This window comes from Aquificaceae bacterium (genome assembly GCA_037481935.1).
Taxonomy (GTDB): domain Bacteria; phylum Aquificota; class Aquificia; order Aquificales; family Aquificaceae; genus Pampinifervens.
Genome location: JBBFKQ010000007.1, coordinates 79154 through 95444, shown reverse-complemented (window position 1 = coordinate 95444; position 16291 = coordinate 79154). Strand labels below are relative to the sequence as shown.

Genomic DNA, 16291 nt, shown 5'->3' with positions numbered 1-16291 from the left:
TGCGTAAGGTCTAGGTAGAGGAAGAAAAATGAAAAAGTTGATAGCTGCAACAGAAAACTTGCAAGAAGCCAAAGCCCTCTTTCAGGGAACACACATTGATGAGCATTCAAAGGCAGTTCAGATAAAGGTAAGGAAGATTAAGCGAAAGGAAATTGGAATGTATAGGTTTGCAAGTAAAAAAATTAACAAGGAGGTGAATATATGAGACATTTGAGGGAAGAGCTTAGACAGAGTATGCTCGAGACCAAGCTAAGGAAAGGACTTTCATGGGAGGATGTGTCAAAGTTTCTCGGAAAGAGCCCAGTTTACTCTGCCATGCTTGTCTATGGTTACGGACAATGTGATGATTCAGAGACCAAATTACTTGGTGATCTCTTTGAACTCACCGCACAACAGAGAGAAATTTTAAAGAGCGCACCATACAGAGAACCGGTACAACCATGGCCGCCAACAGACCCTTTTGTATACAGATTCTATGAAATAGTCCTTCTCTACATGCCCGTTATTAAAGATGTGGCTCACGAAATATTTGGGGATGGAATAATGAGCGCCATAGACATGTCCATAGACTTAAAAAAGGTTGTTGATGAGGCAGGAAATGACCGGATGCTTATAAGTTTCAATGGAAAATGGCTCAGATACAAAAAATTTTAAAGGAGGTAAAACCAATGGAAACCAAAGCCAGCAAGATGCTCAGAGGTTTGATCCATCTTGAAGGATGCACCTGTAACGATTGTAATGGCTCCAGCAACCTTCTGGATGCTAGCCAAATGAACAGAAGAGAATTTACCATTGCCTTAGCCGGAGCGATGCTTACCATGCTTTACGATATCAAGTCTGCAATGGCATCCCCTCCACAAGATGTAGAAAAGCCAGAACTTACCATAGGCTTCATACCCATTACATGCGCCACGCCTCTGCTTACCGCAAGCATAAATAAGTTCTTTGAAAAATATGGTTTAAAGGTCAAACTGAGAAAGTTTAGCGGATGGGCTGAGATAAGAGACGCTTTCATATCTGGTGAAATTGATGGCGCACATCTGCTTGCTCCTTTACCTATAGCTCTTTCACTGGGTGTTTCCGGTAGTCCCATACCCACACGTTTGGTGGCAATGCAAAACATCAACGGTCAAGCAATAACCCTATCCTCAAAATACAGAGATAAAGTAAAGGGTCCCGCAGACTTCAAGGGGATGGTGCTTGCTGTCCCCTTTGATTTCTCAATGCATAACTTCCTACTAAGGCACTATCTAGCCTCTGCAGGTGTAGACCCCAACAAGGATGTTCAGATAAGAGCTATGAGACCACCGGACATGGTGGCAGCATTAGCTGCGGGAAACATAGATGGATATCTGGCGCCAGACCCCTTCAATCAGAGAGCAGTTTATGAGGGTGTTGGGTTTATATACATGCTCTCAAAGGAACTATGGAACGGGCATCCTTGTTGTTCCTTTGCTGTTAAGGAGGAATTCTCAAAAAGGTTCCCCAATACATACAGAGCCTTGCAGTTGTCCTTTGTAGAATCGGCTCAGTATGCCAGAAGAAATAGACAAGCTCTGGTAAAAGACATATCTGCACGGGAATATCTTAACCAGCCCGAGCAGGTGGTATCTGCAGTTCTAACAGGCAACTTCGAAGACGGCAAGGGCAGAAAACACAGCATATCAGACAGAATAGATTTTGACCCATATCCTTGGAAAAGCTTTGCAGTATGGATAATCAGTCAGATGGCAAGATGGGACTATCTGAAATCTGTGGGTGACCCGAGAAAATCTGCAGACGCCATATATGATACTGAAGGCATAAGAAGAGCTATGACTCAGCTAGGTCTCAAGGCGCCTAATGCAGATTACAAGACTGAAAGAATTATGGGTAAGACCTTTGATGTTAAGGACTTTGAAAAATGGAGGCAGGGGAGGGTTTAAAACATGAAAGCGGCACTTTCCAGAAACCTGAGTGTTGCCTTCATAAGCCTTGTGGCCACCTCCCTTCTCATTGGTTCATGGGAGCTGCTCGCCCTTTCTGGGCAGCTCCTGAAAGTTTTCCCTGCACCTTCGCAGGTTTACGAGTTCGCTGTAGAAGAAATGGAAAACTTCTTTTCCAGAAGCGAAGGGAGCTTTGGAGCTGGTATTCACCTCTATCACAGCATAAAGAGAGTTTTGATTGGCTTTTTTATAGCTTGCGTAGTGGGCATACCTATCGGTATCATACTTGGCTTTAGTGGCGTTCTTGGAAGGGCTTTTTACCCTCATGTCCATATTCTCAGACAAGTATCTCCATTAGCGTGGCTTCCAATAGGACTTGCCCTTACAAGAAACTCAGAGTACGCAGCAATATTTGTGATAGCTATCTGTTCCGTTTGGCCCATAATGCTCAGTGTAGCTTCCTCCATTGCATTTATTCCTAAAGCTTATTATGAGGTTGCAGGCGTTTTTGGTATAAGAGGCTTCAGGTTTATAAGAAGGGTTCTAATGCCTTCAATACTTCCCCAGGTAATAGCCAGTATGAGAGTGGGTTTTGGTATTTCATGGATGGTAATTGTGGCTGCGGAAATGCTGGTAGGTAACAGGGGTATAGGGTATTTTATTTGGAACGAATGGAACAATCTCAACCTATCTGGAGTCATATTTGCCATACTTCTCATAGGAGCAGTGGGTATACTCGTAGACTCTCTTTTTGTGCAGCTGGAACAGGCTTTTAACTATAACAAGAGGAGGTAAGCATGAAAGCGTTCTTGACAATAGATGGAGTCTACAAGAGCTATGGTAAAAACCCAGTTCTTGGTGGGATATATCTGAATGTGGGTCGTGGTGAGTTTGTTTCTCTAATAGGACATTCAGGATGTGGTAAGTCCACCCTTCTGAGAATAGTTGCTGGCATAGAAAAGGCTGATAGGGGGAACATACTGCTGGATGGGTCTGAGATTACAGAGTCTGGTCCGGACAGGGCTGTGGTTTTTCAGGATTATGGTCTTTTTCCGTGGTTTACCCTTTATGAAAATGTTTACCATGCTGTTGACTCAGCTCTCGGTAAATCACTAAATAGACAACAGAAAAGAGAGATAGTTATGAAATACCTCTCTCTTGTGGGTCTCGAAGCACACAGCGACAAGTATCCAGCTCAGACTTCTGGTGGAATGAAGCAGAGGGTAGCCATAGCGAGAGCTCTTGCAGTTAATCCGAAAGTGCTTCTTCTTGATGAACCGTTTGGAGCTCTTGATGCTCTAACAAGAGCTACACTGCAGGATGAACTTCTGAAAATATGGGAAAGTGACAAAAAAACGGTTCTTATGGTTACACACGACGTGGACGAAGCCATCTATCTTTCTGACCGAATAGTAGTAATGAGTAACGGTCCCTCCGCCAAAATATACGAGATAGTTAGCGTAGCCATAAAGAGGCCTAGAAACAGGTCGGAATTGCTTAACGATAAAGAGTATCTGGAGATAAAAAAACATCTTCTCAATACCCTGCAAGAAAGATTAAAGAAGTCAGAAGTTCAAAATCTTGAAAAAGTTACCCTAAGCTCTGTATGAGCCCTTTCTCGTGTCGGGGATAGGGGAGGGTTTTATTCGTTAAACAACATAACCTTAAGAAGCCTATGGAGCAGTGCAATGTGCCCGTCAGCATAAGAGCCAAGAATTTCATTTATTTTTATAGCCTCTTCACTTAGTTCTTCCTTACTTGTTTGCATCCACTCATGTACCATATTTATGTCCACCTCTATATGAAACTGAAGACCCACCGCCCTATTGTAAACAAAGGCTTGATTTTCATACTTTTCGGAAGAGTAAACTCTGACAGCACCAGAGGGTAGGTCAAAGGTGTCCCCGTGCCACTGAAAGACGGTGAGCTCCTGTGGAAAATCCCTGAAATAGTCGTGCTCACCGGTTTTGTATACCTTCATCCATCCTATCTCCTTTCCCCTCTCTCCCCTGTAGACCCTCGCACCAAGCACTCTGGCAAGCATCTGAGAGCCAAGGCATATACCGAGGATGGGTATGTCCTTCTTCAGTGCCTTTTCCATGATTCTATATTCGTAGCTCAGAAAGGGATACATCTTCTCTTCGTAGGCACCCATGTAGCCCCCAAGGACTATAAGGAGTGAGTATTCCTCAAGAGCTCCTTTGAGGTTCTGACCTTCTGAGGTGTCCAGATACTCCCACACTATGCCAAGTTCCTGCAAGATGGGTTCAAGCAACCCCAGATGCTCAATCTTTACATGTCTTATCGCAAGAGCTTTCATACTGCACCTTCCATTATCATCTTTTTAACATACTCGTTCAAATCACTCAGAGGCACAGTGCTTATCTTTCTACCTCTTACAAATACATCTACCGCAAGCACAACCTCTCCCTTTTCCTTCATCTTTGTTCCCACGAAGCCAAGGTCTCCCGCACCGTGTTGTCCACAGCCTTTGGCACATCCAGACCAGTGCATCCTTATGGGCTTTTCTGTAGGCAGTTGCTGGGATAGATAATTTGCAAGTTTGAGGGCATCGGGCTTGTTCTCTATAACTCCAAAGGCACAGGTTCTGCTACCCTGACAGGCAATAAGGTTTGTAAAGTAAGGTGATGTGGATATGGGGTATTTTTCAAATATGGGATGGCTGAGAAGCTCGCTGAGGTTTTCCTCAGGCACGTTAACTATGTATACGTTCTGATACACGCTCAGCCTGAGCTCCCCACTGCCGTATTTTCTTGAAAGATATGCGACCATCTCAAGGTCTTCACCTGTAAAGATTCCACCGGGAACAATCATGCTTACCGCGTAGAGCCCGTTCCTTTGCCTTATTATTCCCTCCCTCTCTCCCCATTTTTCCACAAGGTCTTCACCCCTTTCCTGCAGTCTTCTCAGAAGCCTTCTTTCAAGCTCCTTTCTCAGACCTTCTATGCCAAGCTCCTTTATAAGGAAGTAAAACCTGTTTTTGTTTCTGTCTTCTCTGTTTCCCATATCAGAGTAAAGCTCAAAGACTGTTTTGCTTACTTCAACCGCCTCATAGGGCAGCAGGAATATGTTAAGGTCAAGGGCTGGTTCTGGTCCTCCAGAGCCTATCTTTCCACCGCCGTAGACATTAAAGCCCAGTTTCCCATCCTTGACTGCAAGAGAAAAGCAAAGGTCGTTGAACCTGCAGTTTATGCAGTCATGCTTTGAGCCAAGCAACGCCAGGTTGAACTTTCGGGGAAGGTCAGCGTGCTGCTTCTTTCCAAGGAATACCTCCGTTATCCTCCTTGCTATTGGAAGTGTGTCTATGAAGCTCTCTTCCACAAGACCAGAAAGTGGGTCTCCCGTGATGTTTCTTATGTTATCCATACCCGTCTGAAGGGTGGTCAGACCTACCGCCTCAATGGCTTCAAGCACCTTCGGCAAGTCTTTTAGCTCTATCCATCTGAGCTGAATCTGCTGTCTTGAGGTTATGTCCACATCATTCTTGCCAAACTTCTTTGAAAGATGGGCAAGCACAAGGGCCTGCTCGGAGCTCAGCTTTCCATGAGTTATCCTGACCCTTACCATGAAGTAGCCCGGCGTCGCTTTTCTGTAAAACACTCCATACCACTTGAGCCCAATCTCCCTGTCCTCTTCCGGCACCTTTTGCCAGTCTCCATCCTCTGCCCAGTTTATGAGACTTTCCATGAGGTTCCTTTCAAAGGGATGTTTAGCTCTTTTGTATTCTTCCACCTTGTTTATCCTCTGGGGTCTTGCCTTTACATGCTTTTTGAGTATGTCTTCCACAAGGGGTGCACAGCTACCGCAGGATGTGGAGGCTTTTGTGAGCCTCTGGATATCCTCAAGAGTCCTTGCACCTCCCCTAATTGCCTTAAGAAGTTCTCCGTAAGAGACAAGATTGCAGTTGCACACCATGTCCTCGGGCTTTAGCTCCCTTTCCTCCACCACAAGGTCTTTTATGAGGAAGCTGAAATCCCTTATCCCCTCCCCAGACTTTATCATGCTGAGCATCCTCTCGCTCCCAGAGAGGTTTCCGTAGAGTATCACACCCACGAGCCTGCCCTTGCTAACCACCGCTTTTCTGTAGTTTTCCCTATCCATGTAAAGGGCTGTCTCGTCCTCTTCCGTCTCGTGAACCTTTCCGGCGGAAAGAAGCCTGACGCCGGCAACCTTAAGAAGGGCATGCTCAAAGGAACCTTCATACCTCTCTGCGTTGCCGTAGAGGAGGTTTCTGGCACAAACCCTTACCTGCTCCATCACAGGGCTAAGCAGTCCAAAGGTTCTTCCTCTGTGCTCTATACATTCGCCCACCGCATACACATCCTGAGCGGAGGTCTCAAGAAAGTCGTTGACCAGTATACCCCTGTTGACCTTCAGACCGCTCGCAACAGCCAGTGAAGTGTTTGGTCTCACGCCTGTGGCAAAAACCACAAAATCCCCCTCAAGCACCTCACCGTTAGAGAGTCTAATACCCTCCGCCTTCCTTTCCCCCATCACTTCCACCGTCCTACTGCCGAGCAAAACCCTTATACCCATTCCCTCAAGCTTTCTTGAGAGCATCCTGCTGGCAGTTTCGTCCAGCCACTGCTCCATTAGCCTGTCAAGAATATGGACAAGAGAGACATCAAGCCCAGCCTCCCTGAGGGCAGAGGAGAGCTCTACACCGAGCAGACCACCACCTATTACCACTGCCCTCTTTGAAACCCTTGCCATTTCAAGGATTCCGTATACATCCCCCATATTTCTGAAGGTGAAAACACCCTTCTTCTCCACCCCTTTCACTGGGGGCATGCTGGGAACACTGCCCAATGCCAGAACAAGCCTGTCGTAGGAATAAACACTGCCCCTTGAGGTAATTATCTTTTTGGTATCCGGAAATATCCTCTCCATGCGCTCGCCAAGGTGCAGTTTCACCCCCTCCTCTTCGTATCTCTGGTAGCTTTTCAGGATTAACTGTGATGGCAGTTTCCTGCCGGCTATTATGTCTGAAAGGAATATCCTGTTATAAGGAAGGCTTCTTTCCTCACCAAAAAGGTGAATCTCCACGGCTTGGCCTGCTTTTAAGAGTTCCTCCACAAGGGCATGACCTGCCATGCCCGCACCTACCACAAAAACCTTCATGCATAACCTCCTCTACAAGTCTGTTAAGCAATAAGCGTGCCACAGAGCCTGTGAGACAAGTGGCTCAAGTGCCCATAGTTCAAGGGGGATTGCTTAGCAGAAAAGGCTTCCTTTGTTTACATAATTACAAAATTGTTAACATTTTTTCATAAAAGATGCATATTCTTCATGTAGCAAAACCAGTATTCTGAGGGCTTTAAGCCCTCCAAGCCCGCTGGTATGAATTTTGCACTCATGGGAGGTGAAGGAGGTTAAGGTTGAAGGAGCTAATAGTCATAGTCAGGCGAGAGAAGGCTCAGGATGTAAAGGCTCTCCTTCATGAGATGGGGCTTGATTATGTATCAAAACCAGTTCTTGGAAAGGGGAAAGAAGGTGGTATTGGCTACTCAACCAGAAAGGGTGTTTTTACCTCAATGATTCCAAAGGTCCTCATCCTGAGCTGGGTAGAGGATGCTCTCTACAACGATGTGGTCAGCCGGATTCTCAGGGTTGCATATACAGGCCACTACGGCGATGGGAAGATTTTTGTGATGGGAGGTATGTCATGAAGATGGTGAAGGCAATCATTAGGCCAGAGAAGCTCTACGAAGTAGTAGAAGCTCTTGAGGAGAGGGGTTTTAGAGGGTTTACTGTGATGGATGTAGTGGGGAGGGGGAGGGAGGGGGGACTAAAGTTTGGAGATGCAGTCTATCTGGAGCTTGCCAAGACACTCCTGCTAATAGCGGTTCGGGATGAGGATGTGGAAAGGGTGGTGGAGATTATAAAAAAGCACGCAAGCCTTGGCATGTTTGGTGATGGCAAGGTCTTTGTCTGCCCGGTTGAGGAGGTCTGGACCATAAGGACTGGTAAAAGGGAGGAGGTAGTGAGATGAAGCCTATTACCAGAGAAGAGCTGAGAAACCTTGTCCTGTGGATGAAAGATAGGAAAGGACTGACGTGGGAAAGTCTGGCAAAGGAGATTGGCAAAAGCCCTCTATACACTGCCATGCTACTTTACGGCTATGGGCAGGCAACAGAAGAGGAGGCAGATATTCTTGTCAGGATTCTTGAGCTACCCGAAGAGGCAAAACATGTTTTCATGAAAGCTCCCTACAGGTCTCCTTCACAGCCATGGCCACCCACTGACCCCTTTGTCTACAGGCTGTATGAGATAGTGCTCCTATACGGTCCGGTTATAAAGGACGTAGCTCATGAACTTTTTGGGGATGGAATAATGAGTGCAATAGACATGTCCATAGACCTTAGCAGGGTGGAGGATTCTCAGGGTAATCCCAGGATGCTTCTCTGTTTCAACGGCAAATGGCTTTACTACAAAAAATTCTGAAAGGAGGTAAAGTATGAACAGGAGAGACTTTATCAGGAAAAGCTCCATGCTCCTTGCGGGCGCGGGTCTGGCTGGACCCTACATAAGCAAAGCTCAGGCAAAACTCAGAATAGGCTACATACCCCTGACTGACTGTGCCTCCGTTGTGATGGCTCAAGAGCTTGGGCTCTACAAAAAGCATGGCGTAAGTGTGGAAATATCAAAGGAGGCAAGCTGGCCAAACGTCAGGGACAAACTGCTCAACGGAGAACTCAAAGCCAGCCACTGCCTGTTTGGCATGCCCTTCTCAGTTCACATGGGCATAGGTGGTCCTGCCGGCAGGGTGATGCCCATAGGAATGATCCTTAACTTCAACGGTCAGGCTATAACTCTCTCTCAGGAGGATTTTGGGGGAAAGGTGGGCTTCAGAGAGATAAGCAAGGTAAAGGCGGTTGTGGATGAGCTAAAGGGTAAGGGGAGGAATGTTACCTTTGCCATGACTTTCCCCGGAGGAACTCATGACATATGGCTCAGATACTGGCTCGGCGCCTGCGGTATAAACCCAAAGGAGGTGAGGGTCATACCCATACCACCCCCTCAGATGGTCGCCAACATGAAGGTGAACAACATGGACGGATACTGCGTGGGTGAACCATGGAATGAAGTGGCTGTCAGAGAAGGCATAGGCTTTACCCACCTTGCCACTCAGGACATATGGAAACACCACCCAGAAAAAGCCCTTGTGTTCAATGAGGAATATCTGAGTAAGAACAGAGAAGAAGCCAAGGCAATCATGAAGGCGGTAATAGAAGCCAGCATGTGGCTTGATGACATGAAAAACAGAAAAGAGGCTTCAAAGGTGCTTGCAAAATATGTAAACGCAAAGCCTGAAGATATTGAAACAAGGCTTCTGGGCGTATACCACCTCGGGAAGGGTCTTGGAGAGCACACCTACAGGGACGACTACATGCTCTTTTTCAAGAAAGGTGATGTTAACCTTCCTAAGTATTCCTACGGAATCTTTTTCCTCGCCCAATACAGAAGGTGGGGGATGATAAAGGAAAGACCCGACTACTTGGGAATTGCGAAAAAGCTCATAGACAAGCCCCTGTTTATGGAAGTTGCCAGGGAGATGAAGTTGAGCGTAAAAGACGATGACATGAAGCCTCTGAGCGGTTTTATAGATGGAGTTGTCTTTGACCCCAACAAGCCAGAGGAGTCCATCAGAGCGTACAAAGTCAAGGAGGTCTAAAATGGTGCAGACTGAAAAGGCTAAGATTTCAAGGTTCATAAAACCATCTTTAGACCTCAGCACCCTTAAGGGGATGGCGACCGCTCTTATACTTTCACTTTTTGGCATCTTCCTCTTTGTTCTTCTGTGGTCCCTCCTCTCCTTTTTTCTCAAAGACCTTCCCGGTCCACTCAGCACTTTCAAAAACCTTGCCAGTCTTCTTTCTAACCCCTTCTACGATAGCGGTCCCAACGACAAGGGCATAGGCTGGCAGATGCTTGCATCCCTCAAGAGGGTCTTCATAGGCTTTCTCATAGGTTCTCTTATAGCAGTTCCCGTGGGTTTTCTAATTGGGATTAGCTCAAAGATGAGAAGCATCTTCAACCCGGTGGTTCAGCTTCTCAGACCAGTCTCGCCCATGGCGTGGTTTCCCATAGGTCTTGCTCTGATGAAAAACTCCAACGAGGCGTCCATCTTTGTGATAACCATTACCTCCCTCTGGCCCACCCTCATAAACACTGCAGTGGGTGCCTCCTCTGTGCCTGAGGACTTTAGAAACGTGTCAAGAGTCTTCAAATTTCCAGCTCACATATACATCACGAAGGTGCTCCTGCCCCACACTCTTCCGTATATGCTCACAGGCTTCAGGCTTAGTCTTGGTATTGGATGGATGGTTATAGTGGCGTCGGAGATGCTGGCCGGTGGCACGGGTATTGGCTTTTTTGTATGGGATTCCTGGAACGCTCTAAACCTTGAAAACGTGCTGTCCGCCATAATCCTTATAGGGCTTGTGGGTCTTGCCATTGACCTTGTGCTTACAAAGCTGTCGGAGAAGGCGAGGAGGTAAGAGATGAGAGCTTATTTAGAGATATTTAACCTGACGGTTAGGTTTGGAAACAATGTGGTGCTCAAGGAACTTGACTTGCTGATAGACAGAGGGGAGTTTGTAAGCATAATAGGGCATTCGGGCTGTGGAAAGTCCACTCTCCTTGGGGTAGTGGCGGGGCTTGTGAGACCTGCGGAGGGCTCTGTTTCCCTTGATGGGAAAGAAATAACAGAGCCCGGACCAGACAGGGCTGTGGTTTTTCAGAACTATTCCCTCCTGCCGTGGCTTTCTCTGTATGAAAACGTGATGGTGGCGGTGAGGTCCCTTTTTTCTGGAGAGAGTCTGAAGGAGATGACAGTGAGGGCTCAAGAGCTTCTTCGCCTTGCAGGACTCTGGGAACACAGACACAAGCTACCCTCTCAGGTCTCTGGAGGTATGAAGCAGAGGACTGCACTGGTCAGAGCTCTGGCAGTGGACCCCAAGGTGCTCCTCCTTGACGAGCCCTTTGGAGCTCTGGACGCCCTCACAAGGGCAACCCTTCAGGACGAGCTTCTGAGAATATGGGAAAGGGACAAAAAGACGGTTCTGATGGTCACCCATGATGTAGAGGAAGCCATATACATGTCTGACCGCATAGTGGTCATGAGCAACGGACCATCCGCGAGGGTCTACGAGATACTCTCTGTGGACATAAGGAGACCAAGGCTCAGGGAAGAGCTGATAAAGACAAGAGAATACACCCAGCTAAAAGAACACCTTCTCTACACCCTGAGAGAAAGGCTGAGGAAAAAGGAAGTGGCATGAGGTTTCAGTGCCCATACTGCGGTGTTGGCTGTGGCCTCCTTTTTCAGGAGGGGAAGGTGAGGGGCGACAGGGAGCATACAGCTTCAAGGGGAGACCTCTGTCAAAAGCCCCTTTACTATCCTAAGGTCATGCAAAAAGACAGGCTCTTAAAGCCCCTCTTCAGAGAAAACAAAAAAGACCCCTTTAAGGAAATCGGCTGGAAAGAGGCATACCGCATAGTTGCTTCAAGACTGCAGAGCCTTAGCCCTGAGGAGGTCTACTTCTACCTTTCAGGACAGCTCATGACGGAGGAGATATACCTTATAAACAAGTTTGTAAAGGGCTTTCTGAGAACTAACAACATAGACGCCAACTCAAGGCTGTGCATGGCAACGCCTGCGACCGCCTACAGGCTCTCCTTTGGCTCTGACGGTCCTCCCTGCTCTTATGAGGACATAGAAGACTCAGAGGCCTTTGTCTTTGCAGGCTCAAACGCCCTGTGGACCCACCCAGTGCTTTTCAAAAGAGTTATGAAAGTAAGACATGGAAATCCCCACTCAAAGATAGTGGTAATAGACCCGGTAAAAACAGAGACTGCAAGGAAGGCGGACATGCACATACAACTTAGGGCTGGCACCGATACGGTGCTTTTCAACTCCGTGCTTTGCCTTCTCTACAGGAAGGGATGGATAAACGAGGAGTTTGTGAAGAAACATGTGGAAGGCTTTGAAGAGGCTGTGGAAAACGCCCTCAAATATCCCCCAGAGCTTGCCTCACGCATATGTGAAATAGAGGAAAAGGAGATTTACATGCTTGCGGAACTGTATGCCTTCAGTAAAAAGCTCATCTCCTTCTGGTGTCAGGGGCTCAACCAGTCACCCAATGCCCTCATGAACAACCTGAGCCTCATTAACCTTCATCTTGCGACGGGAAGGCTCAACTCAAGGGGATGCCCCTTCTCTCTCACCGGACAGCCCAACGCCATGGGTGGCAGGGAGATGGGTTACCTTTCCAGTGGACTGCCCGGATACAGGGATGTAAGGAAGAAAGAGGACAGGAGCTTTATGGAAGAATTCTGGGGCATACCCCATGGTAGCATAAGGGCTGAGCCTGGTCCGACCATAACTGACGCAGTGCATCTTATGCTTGAGGGAAAGATAAAGTTTCTCTGGGTTGTATGCACAAACCCTGCGTTAACCCTTCCCGACCTTAAAAGCGTGTGGGAGGCTTTTGAGAAGGTTTTTCTCGTGGTTCAGGATGCATACTGGACTGATACCTGCTCTTTTGCAAACCTTGTGCTTCCCGCCGCACAGATGGGTGAAAAGGAAGGGGTCATGACCGGCTCAGACAGGACGGTGAGCTACTGCGAGAAGTTTTCAGAACCGCTGGGAGAGGCAAAGCCGGACTGGCTCATCTTCAAGGAGCTTGCGGAGAGACTTGGCTATGGAGAGTTCTTTTCCTATACAAGCTCCGGTGAAATATTCGCAGAACTCAAAAAGGCGACAGAGGGAAGGCTCTGTGATATAAGCAGGTTTGAGAGGGAGGAGCTCCCCCAGAGATGGGGTGGAAGATGGCTTTACCCGGACCTGGTCTTTCCTACAGAGAGCGGTAAGGCAAGAATGCACCCCACAACCTACAAGCACAGAGATGGGGACTTTATTCTTATAACGGGAAGGACCAAAAACCAGTGGCACACCATGACAAGAACCGGCAAAAGTCCCGAACTCCTCAGAGGTGAAGAGGAGCCTTTTCTTCTCATGAGCAGGGAAGATAGGGAAAGATTCGGAATAGGGGAGAATCATTGCGTGAAGCTGGTTTCCTCAGGGGGTGATACGGTGCTGAAGGTAAGGTTTGGAGAGATAAAGTGCGGTCACCTCTTTGCCCCCTTTGGCTACGGATTGAGGTATGGTGCGGTCATAAACACGCTTACAGAAAACCGCACAGACCCGGTATCAAAACAGCCAGAGCTGAAGTTTACACACGTCAAGGTGGAGGCTGTGGGATGAGTTTAAGAGGGAAGAGGATTGCAGTGTGTGCCACAAGAAGAGTTGAGGAGATAGTGGAAAAGATAAGTCAGATGGGAGGAAAGCCATATGTGGAAGAGATAGTGAGGATAGAGTATCTGCCAGAGCAGGAGGTGTATGAGGCACTCAAAAGAGCTATGGAAGAAGAACCGTCTTATTTTGTTTTCACCACAGGGGAGGGTGCGGAGAGGCTTTTTGAAATAGCGGAGCGTCATGGCCTTTTACACAGGCTCAACAGCCTTCTCCTAAAAGCCCACATTGTGGTTCGGGGCTACAAGGCAAGGGGTGCTCTTGCCAGAAGGGGCTACAGTGCCACTCCAGTGGAAAGCACATCGGATATAGTAAAGCTCCTGAGAAAAATGGATATAAAAGGTAAGTCCATCCTTATCCAGATGTTCGGGGAAGACCTGCCAGAGCTGGAAAGGTTTGTATACGGCAGAGATGGCAATCTGATAAAGGTCTGGGTTTACAGGTATGTGCCTGACAGTGAGAAGATTGACACCTTCATTGACAGGCTTTTGAAGGGCTTTTACCATGCGGTGCTCTTTACCTCTGCCTTTCAGGTAAGACATCTATACAGAAGGGCGAAAGAAAAGGGAGTGCATTCTGAGCTCAGCAACAGAATGAACCAGAAACTTCTTTCCGTTGCCATGGGAACAACCACCGCACAGGCTCTCTTTGAGAATGGCGTCCTGAGAGTCCTGATTCCTGAAAAGGAAAGGCTCAGCTTCGCAGTTAGAGAACTTGAAAGGGCTTTTAAGGATGGGTAAGGTTTACCTTGTGGGAGCAGGTCCAGGAGATATGGAGCTTCTTACCCTCAAGGCCTACAGGCTCATAAGGTCTGCAGAGGTCATACTCTACGACAGGCTCGTAAACCCTGAGATTCTTCTGCTTGCAAGACCAGACTGTGAGCTGGTATACGTGGGAAAAGAAGATGGCAGGCATCTTATGGAACAGGAAAGAATAAACGAGCTTCTGCTTCAGTATGCTCATACAAGGGAAACTGTGGTGAGGCTCAAGGGTGGTGACCCCTTTGTCTTTGGAAGAGGCGGTGAGGAAGCTCTCTTTCTGGCTCAGCATGGCATAGACTTTGAGGTGGTTCCGGGGGTAAGCTCTGCCATAGCTGTCCCTGCCTATGCGGGTATTCCTCTAACCTTGAGGGGCATTTCCTCCTCCTTTGCTGTGATAACAGGGCACGAGGACCCGAGAAAGGGAAGCTCCAGCATAGACTGGGGGAGCCTTAAGGGGATAAACACACTTGTATTTCTCATGGCTGTTTCTAACAGGCAGGAGATAGCAAGGAGGCTCATGGAGGTGGGTAGGAGTCCAGATGAGCCTGTTGCCTTTGTAGAGAGGGGGACAACCTCTGGGCAGAGGGTTGTGATAACAAGCCTGAAGGAGCTTTCTGAGAACCCTCCTGAGGTAAAGCCTCCTGCGGTTATGGTGGTGGGAAAGGTGGTGGGCTTGAGAGATATAATGAACCTTGAGGGGTTAGCTCATTCATACACGCCCTAAAAGCCATAGAGACAGCCAGAGAGAAAAGAGAGTTCCGAGAAGCACAGGTGGTGTAAGCACAAAGCCTACCTTCATGTAATACCACCAGCCTATGTGTATGCCTCTATGCCGTAAAACATGAAGCCACAGAAGGGTTGCCAGTGAGCCTATTGGGGTGAGCTTGGGTCCTATGTTGGTTCCCACTATGTTGGCAAGGGCGAGGGCACGGGTTAGCTCCTCGCTTAGCCCAGCCTCTGATATGGCAATGTTCATGGTCATGACCGTTGGCAGGTTGTTCATAACCGCAGAGAGGGATGCAGACAAAAGGCCCGTGCCCAGAATTGCAATCAACTCTCCATAGTCTGAAAGCTCCCTTATTATCCAAGAGATGCTGTCCGTATAGCCCACCCTCTTGAAGGAATAGACCACTGCATACATACCTATTGAAAAAAACACGATGTTCCAGGGCGTAAAGAGAAAAACTTCTTTCAGTCTGACCTCTTTGTTTTTGAAAGTGGAAAGAGCAAGAAGGAGAGCACATCCCCCGAGCACTACAGAGACAGGCACCTCTATTCTAAGGAGCTCAAGGCAGAGGAAGGCAAGACCCAGAAGCCCCGTGACCACAAAGCCCATGCGAAAGATAAAGCCGTCCCTTATGGCATACCCTGGTGGAAGGCTCTGGACAACCTCCTTATCGTACGTCTTTATGAGGTCTCTGCGGTAGAAAAGGTAGAGCACCAAAAGACTAAGCAGCACGGACACTGCGTTGGGCAGAAGCATATAGAAGGCATACTCCCAGAAGCTTATGCGGAAGTAGTGGGCGGTTATTATGTTGGTGAGGTTGGATATTACAAGGGGAAGGCTTGCTGTGTCAGAGATAAAGCCTGCACCCATTATGTAGGGGAGTATGTGTCTTCTGGGAAGGTTCAGGTGCTTTATCTTGGAGTAAATGATGGGCGTGAGCATAAGGGCTGAGCCATCGTTGGCAAAGATGGCGGATATGAGGGCTCCAGGGAGCATGAGGGACAGGAAAAGGTACATTCCCTTCCCACCCCCCATATGTATGGCTTTCAGAGCAAACCACTCAAAAAAGCCAGCCCTGTCAAGGATTATGGAGATGAATATAAGAAACACAAAGGCAAGTGTGGCGTCCCACACTAGTCTGGCGATGTAGAGGATATCCTCAGGACTTATAAGACCAGAAACAAGGGCAAGACCTGCACCCAGCCATGCAGACCAGCCTATACCAATACCCCATGGCCGGGCTAATACAAGAAGGAGTGTCAGAAGAAAAATGGCAGGTGCCAGAAGTATTTCCATTCACTTCTTTTCTTCGTAAGGCTTACATCCAAGGTTGTTTATGAAAAAGCTTTTTCCATCCCTTGTGGTGCACCTGTAAACCTGATAGGCAGGGCAATCCTCTGCGGGAGTTATCACAAGTCTGCCCGCTTCCACCTTTATGTGGCACTTGCCACACACTGCAGGTCTAAGGGCATCCCTGCCGAGCACGGGCTCACAGGAGACCACATGACTGCCCTCTATCATTGAACAACCTGTGAGCGCG

The 16291-nt window shown here is 47.8% G+C and carries 18 protein-coding genes; 14 read left to right on the top strand and 4 right to left on the bottom strand.

Annotated elements, in window-relative coordinates:
- The first annotated feature begins 28 nt into the window (after positions 1-28).
- The 5 genes from WHS43_07310 to WHS43_07290 are packed head-to-tail and all read left to right on the top strand — an operon-like array spanning position 29 to position 3535.
- Complete coding sequence (locus WHS43_07310) at positions 29-205, top strand: hypothetical protein (protein MEJ5339446.1); 177 nt, start codon at positions 29-31, stop codon at positions 203-205.
- Positions 202-654, top strand: coding sequence for a cyanase (gene cynS / locus WHS43_07305; protein MEJ5339445.1), 453 nt, complete (start codon positions 202-204; stop codon positions 652-654). Before WHS43_07310 ends, cynS (WHS43_07305) begins: the two co-directional genes overlap by 4 nt.
- A gap of 14 nt (positions 655-668) precedes the next feature.
- Positions 669-1925, top strand: coding sequence for an ABC transporter substrate-binding protein (locus WHS43_07300; protein ID MEJ5339444.1), 1257 nt, complete (start codon positions 669-671; stop codon positions 1923-1925).
- 3 nt (positions 1926-1928) lie between these two features.
- Entirely contained in the window at positions 1929-2720 is a 792-nt protein-coding gene (locus WHS43_07295; protein MEJ5339443.1) for an ABC transporter permease, read from the top strand.
- A 2-nt stretch (positions 2721-2722) separates the two neighbouring features.
- Positions 2723-3535 (top strand): ABC transporter ATP-binding protein, encoded by an 813-nt coding sequence (locus WHS43_07290; protein ID MEJ5339442.1) that lies wholly within the window; start codon positions 2723-2725, stop codon positions 3533-3535.
- Positions 3536-3567: 32 nt separating this feature from the next.
- Here WHS43_07290 and WHS43_07285 read toward each other — a convergent pair whose 3' ends face one another.
- Both WHS43_07285 and WHS43_07280 read right to left on the bottom strand, forming a co-directional pair.
- Positions 3568-4245 (bottom strand): gamma-glutamyl-gamma-aminobutyrate hydrolase family protein, encoded by a 678-nt coding sequence (locus WHS43_07285; GenBank protein MEJ5339441.1) that lies wholly within the window; start codon positions 4243-4245, stop codon positions 3568-3570.
- Positions 4242-7067 carry an FAD-dependent oxidoreductase gene (locus tag WHS43_07280; GenBank protein ID MEJ5339440.1) on the bottom strand — a complete coding sequence of 942 codons (2826 nt, stop codon included), beginning with the start codon at positions 7065-7067 and terminating at the stop codon, positions 4242-4244. Before WHS43_07280 ends, WHS43_07285 begins: the two co-directional genes overlap by 4 nt.
- A gap of 257 nt (positions 7068-7324) precedes the next feature.
- Here WHS43_07280 and WHS43_07275 point away from each other — a divergent pair, with 257 nt between their 5' ends.
- From WHS43_07275 to cobA, 9 genes are read left to right on the top strand one after another with little or no spacing between them, the layout of a single operon-like run.
- Positions 7325-7615 (top strand): P-II family nitrogen regulator, encoded by a 291-nt coding sequence (locus WHS43_07275; GenBank protein MEJ5339439.1) that lies wholly within the window; start codon positions 7325-7327, stop codon positions 7613-7615.
- Positions 7612-7938, top strand: a complete 327-nt coding sequence (locus WHS43_07270; GenBank protein MEJ5339438.1) for a P-II family nitrogen regulator — start codon at positions 7612-7614, stop codon at positions 7936-7938. The genes WHS43_07275 and WHS43_07270 overlap by 4 nt, the downstream gene beginning before the upstream one ends.
- A complete protein-coding gene (cynS, locus tag WHS43_07265; protein ID MEJ5339437.1) occupies positions 7935-8390 on the top strand; it encodes a cyanase in 456 nt (151 codons plus the stop codon). Before WHS43_07270 ends, cynS (WHS43_07265) begins: the two co-directional genes overlap by 4 nt.
- A 13-nt stretch (positions 8391-8403) precedes the next feature.
- On the top strand, positions 8404-9621 hold the full coding sequence (locus WHS43_07260) for a CmpA/NrtA family ABC transporter substrate-binding protein (GenBank protein ID MEJ5339436.1): 1218 nt from the start codon (positions 8404-8406) through the stop codon (positions 9619-9621).
- Between the two features lies 1 nt (position 9622).
- The gene (gene ntrB / locus WHS43_07255; GenBank protein MEJ5339435.1) at positions 9623-10447 is read left to right on the top strand and encodes a nitrate ABC transporter permease; all 825 of its coding nucleotides are present in this window, start codon (positions 9623-9625) and stop codon (positions 10445-10447) included.
- A 3-nt stretch (positions 10448-10450) separates the two neighbouring features.
- A complete protein-coding gene (locus WHS43_07250; GenBank protein ID MEJ5339434.1) occupies positions 10451-11230 on the top strand; it encodes an ABC transporter ATP-binding protein in 780 nt (259 codons plus the stop codon).
- On the top strand, positions 11227-13215 hold the full coding sequence (locus WHS43_07245) for a nitrate reductase (GenBank protein ID MEJ5339433.1): 1989 nt from the start codon (positions 11227-11229) through the stop codon (positions 13213-13215). Before WHS43_07250 ends, WHS43_07245 begins: the two co-directional genes overlap by 4 nt.
- Positions 13212-14003, top strand: a complete 792-nt coding sequence (locus tag WHS43_07240; protein MEJ5339432.1) for a uroporphyrinogen-III synthase — start codon at positions 13212-13214, stop codon at positions 14001-14003. Before WHS43_07245 ends, WHS43_07240 begins: the two co-directional genes overlap by 4 nt.
- Complete coding sequence (cobA, locus tag WHS43_07235) at positions 13996-14748, top strand: uroporphyrinogen-III C-methyltransferase (GenBank protein MEJ5339431.1); 753 nt, start codon at positions 13996-13998, stop codon at positions 14746-14748. Before WHS43_07240 ends, cobA begins: the two co-directional genes overlap by 8 nt.
- Here cobA and arsB read toward each other — a convergent pair.
- A complete protein-coding gene (arsB, locus tag WHS43_07230; GenBank protein ID MEJ5339430.1) occupies positions 14734-16047 on the bottom strand; it encodes an arsenical efflux pump membrane protein ArsB in 1314 nt (437 codons plus the stop codon). The two genes, cobA and arsB, sit on opposite strands and share 15 nt — an antisense overlap.
- Positions 16048-16272 carry a hypothetical protein gene (locus WHS43_07225; GenBank protein ID MEJ5339429.1) on the bottom strand — a complete coding sequence of 75 codons (225 nt, stop codon included), beginning with the start codon at positions 16270-16272 and terminating at the stop codon, positions 16048-16050. It abuts the gene before it with no gap.
- Positions 16273-16291 lie beyond the last annotated feature (19 nt).

Coding starts and splice junctions, on each gene's coding strand:
- WHS43_07310 (MEJ5339446.1), top strand. CDS start 29: ATGAAAAAGTTGATAGCTGCAACAGAAAACTTGCAAGAAGCCAAAGCC.
- cynS (MEJ5339445.1), top strand. CDS start 202: ATGAGACATTTGAGGGAAGAGCTTAGACAGAGTATGCTCGAGACCAAG.
- WHS43_07300 (MEJ5339444.1), top strand. CDS start 669: ATGGAAACCAAAGCCAGCAAGATGCTCAGAGGTTTGATCCATCTTGAA.
- WHS43_07295 (MEJ5339443.1), top strand. CDS start 1,929: ATGAAAGCGGCACTTTCCAGAAACCTGAGTGTTGCCTTCATAAGCCTT.
- WHS43_07290 (MEJ5339442.1), top strand. CDS start 2,723: ATGAAAGCGTTCTTGACAATAGATGGAGTCTACAAGAGCTATGGTAAA.
- WHS43_07285 (MEJ5339441.1), bottom strand. CDS start 4,245: ATGAAAGCTCTTGCGATAAGACATGTAAAGATTGAGCATCTGGGGTTG.
- WHS43_07280 (MEJ5339440.1), bottom strand. CDS start 7,067: ATGAAGGTTTTTGTGGTAGGTGCGGGCATGGCAGGTCATGCCCTTGTG.
- WHS43_07270 (MEJ5339438.1), top strand. CDS start 7,612: ATGAAGATGGTGAAGGCAATCATTAGGCCAGAGAAGCTCTACGAAGTA.
- cynS (MEJ5339437.1), top strand. CDS start 7,935: ATGAAGCCTATTACCAGAGAAGAGCTGAGAAACCTTGTCCTGTGGATG.
- WHS43_07260 (MEJ5339436.1), top strand. CDS start 8,404: ATGAACAGGAGAGACTTTATCAGGAAAAGCTCCATGCTCCTTGCGGGC.
- ntrB (MEJ5339435.1), top strand. CDS start 9,623: ATGGTGCAGACTGAAAAGGCTAAGATTTCAAGGTTCATAAAACCATCT.
- WHS43_07250 (MEJ5339434.1), top strand. CDS start 10,451: ATGAGAGCTTATTTAGAGATATTTAACCTGACGGTTAGGTTTGGAAAC.
- WHS43_07245 (MEJ5339433.1), top strand. CDS start 11,227: ATGAGGTTTCAGTGCCCATACTGCGGTGTTGGCTGTGGCCTCCTTTTT.
- WHS43_07240 (MEJ5339432.1), top strand. CDS start 13,212: ATGAGTTTAAGAGGGAAGAGGATTGCAGTGTGTGCCACAAGAAGAGTT.
- cobA (MEJ5339431.1), top strand. CDS start 13,996: ATGGGTAAGGTTTACCTTGTGGGAGCAGGTCCAGGAGATATGGAGCTT.
- arsB (MEJ5339430.1), bottom strand. CDS start 16,047: ATGGAAATACTTCTGGCACCTGCCATTTTTCTTCTGACACTCCTTCTT.
- WHS43_07225 (MEJ5339429.1), bottom strand. CDS start 16,272: ATGATAGAGGGCAGTCATGTGGTCTCCTGTGAGCCCGTGCTCGGCAGG.